Origin of the sequence: Streptomyces sp. NPDC058678 (genome assembly GCF_042714835.1) — a bacterium.
In the GTDB taxonomy this organism is placed as follows: domain Bacteria; phylum Actinomycetota; class Actinomycetes; order Streptomycetales; family Streptomycetaceae; genus Streptomyces.
Genome location: NZ_JBHXSG010000015.1, coordinates 17,663 through 30,752, shown reverse-complemented (window position 1 = coordinate 30,752; position 13,090 = coordinate 17,663). Strand labels below are relative to the sequence as shown.

The window sequence follows — 13,090 nt, the reverse complement described above, 5'->3', positions numbered from 1 at the left end:
ACGCCGTGTGGCGGCCGCACGTACGGCATCCGACCGGAGGGTGAGCTCGTCGTGGCCCACGCGCGCGGCGGCATCGAGGGACGGCGCCCTCCATCCCTTCAGGAGGTCTCCTCCTCGTGACCGGTCTCCGCCGAAGCCAGCGCGGTCGCGGGATCCTGGGCCGGCCCACCGGCGGGCACCCAGCGACCGCCCTCCTTCCGATACGGCCACCAACGGCCGTCCCGCCCCAGACGCACCTGGCTGGGCGCGTCGACGACCGTCCACCGGTTGGCCCTCGCCCGCAGCGTCGGCCGTTCGTCCTCGTCCCAGGCCGAGTCCAGGACGGCCCGCACGCGTGCGAGGGTTTCGCCTTCCACGGTCCACTCCTCCTCGCACACCGCCAGCGCGGCAGCGCCCCCGTGCCGCCAGGCCCGCACGGCCAGGGCCAGTTGCTCCCGGCCGCGCCCGGACCCGTCGGCGAGCCGGTCCAGAACGGCCTTCGCGGGGGTGCCCGCGGCCAGGCGGACCGCGTCCTGAGCCGCCGTCAGCGCCGCTTCCACGACAGGCGATCCGGGGCCGGTCCGAAGGGCCTCGCCGAGCAGGCGGTGGGCCTCCACCGCCGTCCGGGCGGCCAGGAACTCCAGGGCTGCCGGATCGATGCCGGGTGCGGGCGCGGCCTCGGTGTCCAGGGCCGACGGCACGCCTGCCTCCTCGGGCAGTTCGGGTGGAGCGGGCAGCGGGGGCAGGACGTCTCCGGCCGCGTACGCCTCCGCCGCGTCCACGCCCGCCGGTTCGGCGACCGTCGCGGTGGGCGTGGCGCTGCGTTGCTGCAGGTCGTCCAGCAGGGCGCGTTCGGCACGGCCCCGCATCAGGAGCAGCACGAAGGGGTCCTGGTCCAGCAGCCGCGCCACCTGGTGGCACAGAGCCGCGGTGTGTCCGCAGTGGTCCCAGGCGTCGCAGTCGCACTCCGGCTCCAGATCGCCGATGCCCGGCAGCAGTTCGATGCCGGCCGCGGCCGCGTCCTCGACCAGGTGTGGCGGCATGTCGCGGTCCAGCAGCGCCGCCACGTGCCCGGCACGCTCGACGGTCATGTCGAGGAAGCCGTCCCACTGCTCGTCCGACAGTTCCGCCAGCAGCACGTCGGCACGGTGGGCGGTACCGTCGCGGTCCTGCACGACCGCGGTGATGCGTCCCGGGCGCACCGACACCGCGCCGACGGCTCCCGCGCGCGCGAGTCTGCGCCCCGCCTTCACCTGCTGCGAGTCCAGTGCCGTGTCTTCCAGTGCCTTCAGCCAGGCCCGGCCCCACCACGTCTGCGCGAAGCCCCTCCCGTGCGCGGGAGGCAGCGCGGCGAACGTGCGCTCCGTGTCACCGTCGTACTCGCTCATCGTGCGTCCCCTCGCAGTCGGACCAGATCGGCCAGCTCCTTGTCCGTCAGTTCCGTGAGCGCCGCCTCGCCCGCGCCGAGTACCGCGTCGGCCAACTGGCGCTTGCGGTCGAGCATGTCGGCGATGCGGTCCTCGATGGTCCCCTCGGTGATCAGCCGGTGCACCTGCACGGGACGGGTCTGGCCGATGCGGTACGCGCGGTCGGTGGCCTGCGCCTCGACCGCGGGGTTCCACCAGCGGTCGTAGTGCACGACGTGCTCGGCCCGGGTGAGGTTCAGACCCGTGCCCGCAGCCTTCAACGACAGCAGGAAGACGGGGACCTCACCGTCCTGGAAGCGCCGCACCATCGTCTCCCGCTGGTGAACGGGTGTGCCGCCGTGCAGGAACTGGGACGGCGTGCCACGGGCCGCCAGGTGTCGCTCGACGATCCGCGCCATCTGCACGTACTGCGTGAAGACGAGGACACTCGCCCCTTCGGAGAGGATGGTGTCGAGGAGTTCGTCCAGCAGCTCCAGCTTCCCGGACCGCCCGGAGATCGTCGGCCGCTCCTCCTTGAGGAACTGCGCCGGGTGGTTGCAGATCTGCTTCAGGCTGGTCAGCAGCTTCACGATCAGCCCGCGCCGGGCCATGTCGTCGGCGCCGGCGATCTCCGCCAGGGTCTCGCGCACCACCGCCTCGTACAGGCCTGTCTGTTCCCGGGTGAGCGACACGGCACGGTCGGTCTCGGTCTTCGGAGGCAGCTCCGGGGCGATCCCCGGATCGGACTTGCGTCGACGCAGCAGGAAGGGGCGTACGAGCCGGGCGAGCCGCTCCGCGGCTGCCGGGTCCTGACGGCCCTCGACGGGCTGCGCGTATCGCGTGCGGAAGGTGCCGAGCCGGCCCAGCAGGCCCGGGGTCGTCCAGTCGAGGATCGCCCACAGCTCCGACAGGTTGTTCTCCACCGGCGTGCCGGTGAGCGCCACGCGTGCGCGTGCGCCGATCGAGCGCAGCTCCCGGGCGGTCGCCGAGTACGGGTTCTTCACGTGCTGGGCCTCGTCCGCCACGACCATGCCCCACGGCACCTCGCAGAGACGGTGGGCGTCCAGGCGCATCGTGCCGTACGTGGTGAGGACGAACTCCCCGTCGGCCAGATGGTCCAGGCTGCGGCGCGACCCGTGGAAACGGCGTACGGGGGTGCCGGGCGCGAACCTCTCGATCTCGCGCTGCCAGTTGCCCATCAGGGACGTCGGACACACCACGAGCGTGGGACCGGCGGAATCGGCGTCGGTCTGCCGGTGCAGATGCAGCGCGATCAGGGTGATGGTCTTGCCGAGTCCCATGTCGTCGGCCAGACAGCAGCCCAGCCCCAGGGAGGTCGTCCGGGCCAGCCAGCTCAGGCCCCGCCGCTGGTAGTCCCGCAGCGTGGCGGCGAGAGCGGCGGGCTGTGCGACCGGCTCCTGCGCCTCAGGGTCCGCGAGGCGCTCCCGCAGCGCCGCCAGCCAGCCCGTGGGGTGGACGTCGACCCGGCGGCCGTCGACCTCCGTGGAGCCCGTCAGGGCGGCGCTCAGGGCGTCGACGGGCGTCACCTTGCGGTCCTGCTGGGCGCGGGCGCGGCGCACCTCCTCGGGGTTCACCAGGACCCACTGGTCACGCAGGCGCACGACGGGACGGTCGGCCTCGGCGAGCCGGTCGAGTTCTTCCCGGGAGAGCCGCTGGTCGCCCAGCGCGAACCGCCAGTTGAAGGCGAGCAGCGCGTCCGCGGACAGGAACGAGGGAGTGTCCGCCGAGATCTTGACGGGCCCCGCCTCCTCGTCCGGCGGACCGACCACCGCGCGGGCCGTCAGCTTGCGGGCCAGTTCCTTCGGCCAGTGCACCTCGACTCCGGCGCCGAGGAGGCCGCGGGCTCCCTCTCCGAGGAGATCGGTGACCTCCTCTTCGGCGAGGTCGACGGCGTCGGGCACGGACGCCGAGAGCAGTGGCGCGAGCGGTGGCCAGGCGCGGGCAGCGCGGCGGAGCGCGAGCAGGGCGTCCATCCGCTCGTGCGCGCCGAACGCCTCGCCCGCCGTGCCGGTCCCCGTCCACACCTCGACGGCGTCCGCGACGAGCGTGGGGTCGCTCACGCTGTGCACCTGCAGCACGGCCCGGAACGGCAGCACCGCGTCGTCCTGAGCCTCGGACAGGCCGGGTACCTCGATCCGCAGCGAGAGCCGTACGCCCGCGTCGTGGCCCGCGGCGACATCGGCGGCCCACGGGCGCTGCTCGGGCAGGTGCTGCGGTTCCGGCGCCGCATAGGCGGGCCCGCCGGTCGCCAGAGGTGCCGCGGGGGAGCGGGGCAGTGTGTCGGCGACCGCGTCCAGGAAGGCGCGCAGCAGCCGCTCCGGGTCGGGCAGGCGCAGAGGCCCGGCGCCATCCAGGGGCACGGCGTGAGCCTCGGGCGGCATCGCGGCGGCGAGCCGGCGGATGAGCTCCACGTCCGCCGTCCTCAGGGGCCCTGTGCGCCAGGCGTCGTGGTCGCTCGGGGAGAGACCGGGCAACAGCAGTCCGCGTGCGGCGAGGTGCAGGGCCAGCACGGCCGCCGCGCCCCAGTACGCGGACGCGCGATGTGCGTGTTCGCAGGCACGCGCGCGCGTGAGTACCGGCAGTGCGGCGCGCACCGGCAGCAGGACGGCCGGCACGCTCACCCGTTCGACACCGTCGTCGCCGGGCAGGACGACGGCCAGGTCTTCGACGGTCCCCGCCGCCACGGCGGGAGGGGCGACGCCGTCGGTCCGCCAGAAGGCGACACGGCCGGTGCGAGCCGGGTCGCCGGGCACGAACAGGGCGCAGCAGCCAGCCAGTTCGGAGATCTGGGTCGGTGGTGCCGGTGAAATCATCTGCACGGAGATGCCGAATTCCTCAAATTTGACTACTGGGTCGGCCGCCGAGGATACAGCATTGCTGCCGCTCACTCGGCATGCTCGGAAGGTGATCTGAGTCACTTATCGCGGAGGTGTCGTCAACCCCACTGCCAGCGCGGTGCTGTCCCCCGGCCGTACACGGGGGGTTGCCTCATGGTCGCGGCGGGTCACCGATCCGTACGTTTCGTCAGGTCAGCCCATTCCTCAGAGCCCCGGAGTCCAGCCATGTCTCTGACCGCCGTCGAAGCCGACCCCCGGGAGGCCCTCCTTTCCTCCTCGGGCCGCAGCGAGTTCACGCCCCTCCTGCGCACGGTCAAGAGCCAGAACCTCCTGGAACGCCGGTACGGCTGGTACGCGCGGGTCATCGCCGTCAACGCGCTCGCCCTCGCCGGCGTACTCACGGGTGTCGTCCTGATCGGTGACTCCTGGTGGACGTTGCTTCTCGCGCCCCTGCTCGCCGTGTTCTCGGCACGTACGGCCTTCATCGGCCACGACGCCGGTCACTCACAGATCACCGGCCACAAGGCGGCCGCCCGGCTCATCGGCCTCGTCCACGGCAACCTGCTGCTGGGAATGAGCTACTCGTGGTGGAACCACAAGCACAACCGCCACCACGCCAACCCCAACCACATCGACAAGGACCCCGACGTCGCCGCCGACGTCCTCGTCTTCACCGGTGAGCAGGCGGCGGTCCGCACGGGCTTCAGCCGCTGGCTCACCCGCAACCAGGCATGGCTGTTCTTCCCGCTCACCCTCCTCGAAGGCGTGGCCCTGAAGGTCCAGGGCTTCAGGGACCTGCGCCGCCAGTCGCCCGCGGAGCGGTCCGTGGAGGCCGTGCTCCTGGTGAGCCATCTCCTCGGCTACGCGACGCTGCTGCTCACGTCCATGTCGCCCGGCAAGGCGCTCGCGTTCGCGGCCCTCCACCAGGCCCTCTTCGGCCTGCACCTGGGGCTGTCCTTCGCGCCCAACCACAAGGGCATGGAGATGCCGGACCCGAGCGGCGAACCGTGGGGCCACCTGCGCCGGCAGGTCCTCACCTCGCGCAACATCCGCGGCGGCGCGGTGACCGACTGGTTCCTCGGCGGCCTCAACTACCAGATCGAGCACCACCTCTTCCCCAGCATGTCCCGCCCCCATCTGCGGCTCGTCCGGCCCCTGGTGCGCGCACACTGCCGGGAGTTGGATATCCCTTACGCGGAGACCGGGCTCGTCGACTCCTACCGACAGGCTCTGCGCCACATGCACCGGGTGGGCGAGCCCCTGCGGACGGAGTAGGGGCGCGCGTCGGGGATGTCTCAGGGACGTCTCAGGGTCGCGGTTCGGAACCGCGGGAGGCGCGGACCCGTTTTTCTGGACAGAGAGCGGCACTGGCCGCGGAGGAGGCGAGGCACATGTCGAAGAAGGCGAAGATCGCCGCAGGAGGTGTGGCGGTCGGGCTCATCCTGCTGATCTGGCTGCCCTGGTGGGCCGCGCTCCTGATCGTCCTGGGAGTCCCGGCGGCCGCGTACCTCACGCTGGACCCCTCACAGCGGCGCAGGCTGCGCCGCGTCACGCGAAAGGAGCTGGGCCGCTGACGCACCACCGCGTCGGCTCCGGCCGAGCCGACCAGTGCGCGGGACCCCACCGTGGAGCCGCTCGCGGACCTGCCGACCGGCATGGTCCGCGAGCGGACGGACGTCCCCATGGCACCCGGGAGACCAGCGCGAACCCGTCGTCGCCCGGCCGGACTCAGATCGGGCGTACGGCCATCTTGTCGAGCGCCTCCAGGAGGCCCGGCAACTCCGGACCCCGGCCCACCGGCAGGACCTCGCCGGGCTCGTCGTCGAGCAGGACGAACGCGATGTCGTCGGTCCTGGCCACGAGTGACCAGCCGGGACCGTCGGCCCGCAGCGTCCGCGCGTCCCCGGGAGCGAAGGACGACCGGACGCGACCGAGGGGAGGAGGCGCGTCCACGTAGGCGCGGGCCTCCGCGAGGACACGCCGGATGCCGCCGTGCCCTGTGCGTACGTCCGTCTCGGCTTCCTGTGATCCACCGGTGTCTTCGGACGGCTCGTCGTCTGCGGTCCCGGAGCCCACGGCGTCGCGGCTCCCGAAGGTGGCGTCGTCGATCTGCTCACGCCAGATCGCCCACTGGAGCGCGATCTCGTCGGCGCCCAGTCGCCGCTGGGCCGACCCCCAGACGGTGGTGTCCGGAGGCGTCAGCGGCGGACCGTCCGCGACCTCGGGGTCGGGGTCGTGCGGCTCCGGCACGCCCGGAGCCGCGACGGCGACCGCGAGCGGCCAGCCCGGCAGGGCGGCGACGACCGTGCGATCGTCGGGCGACAGATCGTGCTCCATGCCGCAGTCCCAGGACGCGATGGCGACGGCGACCAGCGACACGTCGTCGACGACGACCGTCCACCGGGCGCCCCCGCCGTCCTGGCCGAGCACCAGGCCGTACCCGTCGGCCAGCGGCGCGAGACCGAGCGCCGCGCAGGCCTCCGGATAGTCGTCGCCCAGCACGCTCGGGAACTTCGCCGGCGTCAGCAGCACCGCCGTCAGCACATAGAGCGCGTCGTCCGCGGCGGCGACGGTGGTCTCGTCCGTCCCGGCCATCCCAGCCTCCCCATCGGTTCGTCCAACGGCGCGCACCCTAGTGCGCCCGGAAGGCGCTTGTCACGACTCCCCGGCACACCGGAGCTGCAGTTTTCCGGCCGGACGGGGCGAAACGACCACCGGCGCCCGCGCGTCAGGCCACCGGAAGCCCCAGAAGTGCGCGCGCCACCGTCCGCGGCGACTCGTCGCGCTCCCGGGCGAGCGCGATGACCGCCCGGCATGCCAACTCGTTCACCCCGAAGGACAGCGCCTCCGGCGACACCCAGCCGGCGGCCTCGTCGATCCGCTCCTGGTCGTCCTCCGCGCAGGCCGACACGTACGCGGCTGCGGCTTCGAAGAGGTTGTGCGAGCGGGTGTCCCGGCCGGTGTCCGGCTCGGCGCGCAGTGCGTGGACGAATCTGGCACCGGACTTGCGGACCCTGTCGAACATGCTGACCACCTTCCCCCTGTGAGGTTGCCATGGCTGATCGTTCATCTTCCGCTACCCAACGTAGAGTTGGAGCTCCGGCGGCAGAAGGGGGACGGCGCGGTGAAGCGCTTCGAGCGGCTCGCGCGGATACGGACGATGGACCCGGAGAGGGAAGCCACGGAGGTCTACCGGCTCTCCGTGGCGTACGAGTTTCCCTGGGACTTCACCCGCGCCCTGGAACTGGCCCTGTATCGAACGTACGCCGTGCCGAGCATCGGGCGACTGCTCGCGGAGACGGCGGAGCTCACGGACCGGACGCAGAAGCGGTACGACGACACCGCGCTGCTTCTCGACGCCGTGGTCGAGCACGGTTTCGTCAGCGATGAGGGCCGAACGGCGATCCGTCGCATCAACCAGATGCATCGCAGCTACGACATCAGCGACGACGACATGCGGTACGTGCTCTGTACATTCGTCGTGATGCCCAAGCGCTGGATCGACGCCTACGGCTGGCGTCGGCTGTCGCGTCACGAGATCGTCGCCTCCACCGTCCACCACCGCACACTGGGACGGCACATGGGCATCAAGGACGTACCGGAGACCTACGAGCAGTTCGAGGCGTGCCTCGACGCCTACGAAGAGACCCACTTCGCCTGGGACCCGCAGGCACGACGGGTCTCCGACGCCACGCTCGACCTGATGGCCTCCTGGTATCCGCGCCCCCTCGCGCCGCTCCTGCGCACCACGACGCTCGCCCTGCTCGACGACTCGCTCCTGAAGGCCTTCCGCTACCCGCCTCCCAGCGCCGCCACCCGCGCCGGCGTCCGCCGCGCGGTCCGGCTCCGCGGCCGTGCCGTCCGGCTGCTGCCGCCCCGGCGCGCACCACACCACGCGCGACACAACTGGGAGATCAAGGGATACCCGAACGGCTACCGGCTGGAGGACCTGGGCACCCGCCCGGTTCCGGGAGTGCGGGGCTGCCCGGTACGCCACACCGGCCCGTCAGCGATCATCTCAGGGGAGTGAGCCGAGCGTGCCGCGCCGCCCGGGACGTGGCACGGGCAATGGTCAGCAGACCGCGTCGGTAGGGATCTTCAGCCCTCGGGGAGGAAGGCGAGCCTGCGCCGCGGCGATGTCGAAGGAGAGAGCAGTCCTATGAGGCAGGCCGAGTTCGACGGCAAAGGGAACTGCGTCCGGTGGACGGAGACCCCGGGGGAGGGACCCGCGCGCGTGTACGTGCACGGGCTGGGGGCGGTCTCGGCCGTGTACCACGCGCACATCGCGGCCCGGCCCGAACTGGCGGGACGACGCAGCCTGTTCGTGGACCTGCCCGGGCACGGCATCAGCGACCGGCCCGACGACTTCGGATACACGCTGGAGGACCACGCCGACGCCCTGGCGGCGGCACTGGACGCGGCCGACGTGACAGGCGCCGAGCTCATCGGGCACAGCATGGGCGGCTCGATCGCCCTCGTGCTCGCCCATCGGCGGCCGGACCTCGTCTCGCGACTGGTCCTCACGGAGGCCAACCTGGACGCCTCCCCGCCGCCCGCGGCCGGGAGCAGCGATATCGCCTCCTACGAGGAGGACGCGTTCGTCGACGGCGGGTACGCGCGCGTGCTGGAGAAGGTCGGCCCCCTGTGGGCGGCGACCATGCGACTGGCCCACCCGCGCGCCCTGCACCGCAGCGCCGTCGGGCTGCGGCGCGGATCGGACCCCGTCATGCGCACGATCCTGGAAGCGCTGTCCGTCGACCGCGTGTACCTGCAGGGCGAGTTCAGCGGTGACCTCGACGGGAGGAAAGGCCTGGAGGCCGCGGGTGTGCGCGTGGTGACCGTACCCGGCGCCGGGCACAACGTCATGTTCGACAACCCCGACGCCTTCGTGGCGGCGGTCGCCGGGCAGGGCTGACGGCGTCAGCCCTCGCGGACGGCCAGGGCCAGGAACCGGTCGTCCCGGTCGACGTACGAGGTCAGGCGCCAACCGGCCCCGGCCAGCAGCGGACGGAGGACGGGCTCCGCACGCAGATCGTCCGGGGTGATCCGCCGGCCCTGGCGTGCCGCGAGCGCCGCCCTGCCGATCGGGTGGAACAGGGCCAGCGTGCCGCCGGGGCGCACCACGCGCGCCAACTCCCTCAGGTTCCCGGCCGGATCGGGCAGGTGCGAGATGAGGCCCGCTCCGAACACCGCGTCCAGTGACCGCGCACGCAGCGGCAGCGCGGTCACGTCGGCGAGCAGCAACCGCCCGTCCCGGTCCCGTCCGGCCCGTACGGCGGCCTGCAGCATGTCCGGGGTCAGATCGGCCCCGACGACCACTCCCGAGGGCCCCACGGCCGCGCGCAGCGGCGTCAGGGCCCGTCCCGTGCCGCAGCCCGCGTCGAGCACGCGATCGCCCTCACGCAGTCCGAGGTCCGCGACCGCGGCGGCATAGACGGGACCGTCGTCGGGGAACCGGCTGTCCCAGTCGGCGGCACGGGCGGCGAAGAACTCCTGGACGTGTGTGTGGTGGTCGCTCATGTCCCGCATGATCCCTCACCGACAGGGATGGCGCCCGGGCGCACACGTTCGAGCGTGACGCGATCGTTCAGGTACAACTCTGCGCCATATTGCAACACCTTTCGAAATGCGCCCTCTTTGTACGCCCCTGCCCCGACTAGCGTCCCGGAGTCATGGGACACCTGGACCACGCCGCCCTGGGGTGGCTGACCCCCGTGCTGTCGTACGCGATGGCCTGCACAGGCGCCGCACTCGGGCTGCGCTGCACCGTCCGCGCGCTCGGCGCCACCGGGCGCTCGCGCCGCAACTGGCTCGTCACCGCCGCCTCCGCGATCGGCACCGGCATCTGGACCATGCACTTCGTGGCCATGCTCGGCTTCAGCGTCGGCGGCACCGACATCCGCTACGACGTGCCGCTCACGATCGCGAGCCTCCTCGTCGCCATGATCGTCGTCTGTGCCGGCGTCTTCGCCGTCGGCTACAGCCGTGACCGCACCCGCGCGCTCTTCCTCGGCGGACTCACCACCGGGCTCGGCGTCGCGAGCATGCACTATCTGGGCATGGCCGCGGTACGGCTGCACGGCGCCGTCACCTACGATCCGGTGCTCGTCGGCCTCTCCGTCCTGATCGCCGTCGTCGCGGCGACAGCGGCCCTGTGGGCGGCCCTCAACATCAAGTCGCCCGTCGCCGTCACCCTCGCCTCGCTCATCATGGGGGCGGCCGTGAGCAGCATGCACTACACCGGGATGTTCGCGGTGAGCGTGCGCGTCGAGCCCTCCGGGGCGGCCCTGCCCGGAGCCACGGCGATGCAGTTCATCTTCCCCCTCGCCGTGGGCCTCGGGTCCTACCTCTTCCTGACCTCGGCCTTCGTCGCGCTGTCGCCGACGTCGGGGGAGCGCCAGGCCACCGCCTCCGCCCAGCGGCCGATCGAGGGCGCGGCCCACTAGCGGCCCCGGATCCCGCACTGTCCGGACGGCACGTCCGAACCACTCCCGAGCGAGGAGGCCATGCGTACACCGCGTAGGACCCCCACAGCCGGCGCCGAGACGCCGCTCCAGCCCCCCGCGCGCGGCCGCCGCGCGCACGCCGGACCCCCGGCCGACGAAGGCCCGGCCGAACCCGGGGGCGCGATACCCGCGATACCGGAGGACGCGCCCGCGCGCGCGGGACGCCGGCTGATGCGCCCGCGGACCGTTCGCGCCAAGATCGTCTGCCTGCTCATGGTGCCGGTGGTCTCCCTGCTCGCCCTGTGGGCGTACGCCACCGTCACCACCGCCCAGGACGTCGCCCGCCTACGGCAGTTGCAGCGCGTGGACTCCGGAATCCGGACCCCCGTCGCCGCGGCCGTGGCCGCGCTCCAGACCGAACGGGCGGCCGCCGTCCGCTACGCGACCGACCCCTCGGCCGGGCAGCACGGCGATCTCAAGAAGCTCGCGGAACGCACCGACCGCGCGGTGGCCGAACTGCGGCTCGGGGACGCCAACACCATCGCCGACAGCGAGGAACTGCCCGCCGGAGTGGCCCGGCGGCTCGAAGCGTTCGTCACCGGCGCCGAACAACTGAGTTCCCTGCGCACGGCCGTGCTAGACCGCCGCGCGGGCTGGGACGAGACCTACGGCCGGTACACGAAGACCATCGGGAGCGCCTTCGCGGTGGGCGGCGCCCTCACCGGCATCCAGGACGCCGAACTCGGATCCGACGCGCGCGTGCTGCTCGAATTCTCCCGCGCGGGCGAGGCGCTGGCCCAGGAGGACGTGGTCCTCGCCAGTGCGCGCCTGACCGGGGGCCTTACCGGTGAGCGGCTGCGGCTGTTCACCGGAGCCGTCGACACACGCCGCGCCCTCACCGAGTCCGCGGTCGCCGACCTGCGGGGCTCCGAGCGCGCCGCCTGGCACAGGCTCGCCGACGGCGGCGCGTACGCCACCGTGGGCGCCACCGAGGACAAGATCCTCGCCGTCGGCGCGGGCGCCCGCGCGATCGACGCGGCACCGGAAGCCGCCTGGAGCGGGGCACACGCGCGTGTGCAGGACGGCATGCGGACCATCGAGGAGGACGCGGGACGTGGTGTCGCCGACCGGGCCGACCCGTTCACCCGAGGCCTGCTCACTCCCGCCGGTGCCGCCGTGCTCCTCGGCCTCGTCGCCGTAGCCGCCTCCCTCGTCATCTCCGTACGCATCGGCCGCGGCCTCGTCGTCGAGCTGGTGAGCCTGCGCAACAGCGCCCTGGAGATCGCCCGCCGCAAACTCCCCGACGCCATGGGGAAGCTGCGCGCGGGCGAGGAGATCGACGTCCAGGCCGAGGCCCCGCCCGGACCGCCCGCGGAGGACGAGACCGGCCAGGTCGCCGAGGCCCTGAGCACCGTGCACCGCGCCGCGTTGCGGGCCGCCGTGGAACGCGCGGAGCTCGCCAGCGGCATCTCGGGAGTCTTCGTCAACCTCGCTCGCCGCAGCCAGGTCCTCGTCCACCGCCAGCTGAGCCTGCTCGACAGCATGGAACGCCGGTCCGACGACCCGAACGAGCTCAGCGACCTGTTCCGGCTCGACCACCTCACCACCCGCATGCGGCGCCACGCCGAGAGCCTGATCATCCTCTCCGGCGCGGCCCCCGGCCGTGCGTGGCGCATGCCGGTCTCCCTGACGAACGTGGTGCGCGCGGCCGTCTCCGAAGTCGAGGACTACGCGCGCGTGGAGGTACGTCAGCTGCCCGACGCGTCCGTGGTCGGCGCGGCCGTCGCCGACCTCACCCACCTCCTGGCCGAGATCATCGAGAACGCCGCCCAGTTCTCGCCACCCCACACGCGCGTGCGCGTCACCGGCGAGCCCGTCGGCAACGGCTACGCCGTCGAGGTCGAGGACCGAGGACTGGGCATGGGCAAGGACACCCTCGCCGAGGCCAACCGGCGCATTGAGCAGTCCGAGACACTCGACCTGTTCGACAGCGACCGGCTCGGCCTCTTCGTGGTCAGCAGACTCGCCGCCCGACACGGCATCAAGGTGCACCTGCGCACCTCGCCCTACGGAGGCACCACCGCGGTCGTCCTGCTGCCCACAGCCCTGCTCCACGCCGGTGCGGGAGAACGTTCCCCCCGTCGGATGGAGGACGCGGGCCGGCCCGCGGAACACGAGTTCGCGCGCGTGGCCGCCACCGCCCAGCACCAGGAATCCGTCCCGGCACCGGCGGACCGCCCCGCACTCGTCCCGCCGGCACAGGCACAGGCACAGGCACCGGCACCGGTCGTGGGCCGGGGCCCGGCCCGCACCCCCCCCCCCCCGGGCCCCCCCGGGGCGCCGCCCCCGCCGCCCCCCCCACCCCCCGCGGACGCGCGGCCCCCACCCCGCCCGGGGCGGC

Annotated in this window: 11 protein-coding genes; 6 read left to right on the top strand and 5 right to left on the bottom strand. The window is 72.9% G+C overall.

Annotation, left to right across the window (positions count from 1 at the left end; all coding sequences use genetic code 11):
* Nucleotides 1-98: 98 nt before the first annotated feature.
* Together ACFWWR_RS16165 and ACFWWR_RS16160 are read right to left on the bottom strand one after the other, a co-directional pair.
* Nucleotides 99-1,367, bottom strand: coding sequence for an SWF or SNF family helicase (locus ACFWWR_RS16165; protein WP_383875786.1), 1,269 nt, complete (start codon nucleotides 1,365-1,367; stop codon nucleotides 99-101).
* Nucleotides 1,364-4,219: a DEAD/DEAH box helicase gene (locus ACFWWR_RS16160; RefSeq protein WP_384303892.1), complete on the bottom strand. Its 2,856-nt coding sequence runs from the start codon at nucleotides 4,217-4,219 to the stop codon at nucleotides 1,364-1,366. Before ACFWWR_RS16160 ends, ACFWWR_RS16165 begins: the two co-directional genes overlap by 4 nt.
* A 249-nt stretch (nucleotides 4,220-4,468) precedes the next feature.
* Between ACFWWR_RS16160 and ACFWWR_RS16155 the strand changes: the two genes are divergently transcribed.
* Both ACFWWR_RS16155 and ACFWWR_RS16150 read left to right on the top strand, forming a co-directional pair.
* Entirely contained in the window at nucleotides 4,469-5,518 is a 1,050-nt protein-coding gene (locus ACFWWR_RS16155) for a fatty acid desaturase family protein (protein ID WP_384303742.1), read from the top strand.
* A gap of 116 nt (nucleotides 5,519-5,634) precedes the next feature.
* Nucleotides 5,635-5,817 carry a hypothetical protein gene (locus tag ACFWWR_RS16150; protein ID WP_383875782.1) on the top strand — a complete coding sequence of 61 codons (183 nt, stop codon included), beginning with the start codon at nucleotides 5,635-5,637 and terminating at the stop codon, nucleotides 5,815-5,817.
* Nucleotides 5,818-5,971: 154 nt separating this feature from the next.
* On the opposite strand, the gene ACFWWR_RS16145 is transcribed toward ACFWWR_RS16150, so the two are convergent.
* Together ACFWWR_RS16145 and ACFWWR_RS16140 are read right to left on the bottom strand one after the other, a co-directional pair.
* Complete coding sequence (locus ACFWWR_RS16145) at nucleotides 5,972-6,838, bottom strand: hypothetical protein (protein WP_384303739.1); 867 nt, start codon at nucleotides 6,836-6,838, stop codon at nucleotides 5,972-5,974.
* Between the two features lie 133 nt (nucleotides 6,839-6,971).
* Nucleotides 6,972-7,268, bottom strand: a complete 297-nt coding sequence (locus ACFWWR_RS16140; RefSeq protein WP_383876607.1) for a hypothetical protein — start codon at nucleotides 7,266-7,268, stop codon at nucleotides 6,972-6,974.
* A 99-nt stretch (nucleotides 7,269-7,367) separates the two neighbouring features.
* Here ACFWWR_RS16140 and ACFWWR_RS16135 point away from each other — a divergent pair, with 99 nt between their 5' ends.
* Both ACFWWR_RS16135 and ACFWWR_RS16130 read left to right on the top strand, forming a co-directional pair.
* Nucleotides 7,368-8,273 (top strand): oxygenase MpaB family protein, encoded by a 906-nt coding sequence (locus ACFWWR_RS16135; protein WP_384303736.1) that lies wholly within the window; start codon nucleotides 7,368-7,370, stop codon nucleotides 8,271-8,273.
* Nucleotides 8,274-8,402: 129 nt separating this feature from the next.
* Nucleotides 8,403-9,158 (top strand): alpha/beta fold hydrolase, encoded by a 756-nt coding sequence (locus ACFWWR_RS16130; RefSeq protein ID WP_383876613.1) that lies wholly within the window; start codon nucleotides 8,403-8,405, stop codon nucleotides 9,156-9,158.
* Between the two features lie 5 nt (nucleotides 9,159-9,163).
* On the opposite strand, the gene ACFWWR_RS16125 is transcribed toward ACFWWR_RS16130, so the two are convergent.
* Entirely contained in the window at nucleotides 9,164-9,763 is a 600-nt protein-coding gene (locus tag ACFWWR_RS16125; RefSeq protein ID WP_383876615.1) for a class I SAM-dependent methyltransferase, read from the bottom strand.
* Nucleotides 9,764-9,915: 152 nt separating this feature from the next.
* On the opposite strand from ACFWWR_RS16125, the gene ACFWWR_RS16120 reads away from it, so the two are divergent.
* A complete protein-coding gene (locus ACFWWR_RS16120) occupies nucleotides 9,916-10,689 on the top strand; it encodes an MHYT domain-containing protein (RefSeq protein WP_383876616.1) in 774 nt (257 codons plus the stop codon).
* 60 nt (nucleotides 10,690-10,749) lie between these two features.
* Nucleotides 10,750-13,090: nitrate- and nitrite sensing domain-containing protein (locus tag ACFWWR_RS16115; RefSeq protein ID WP_384303733.1), on the top strand; the 2,341-nt coding region annotated here is incomplete at its 3' end.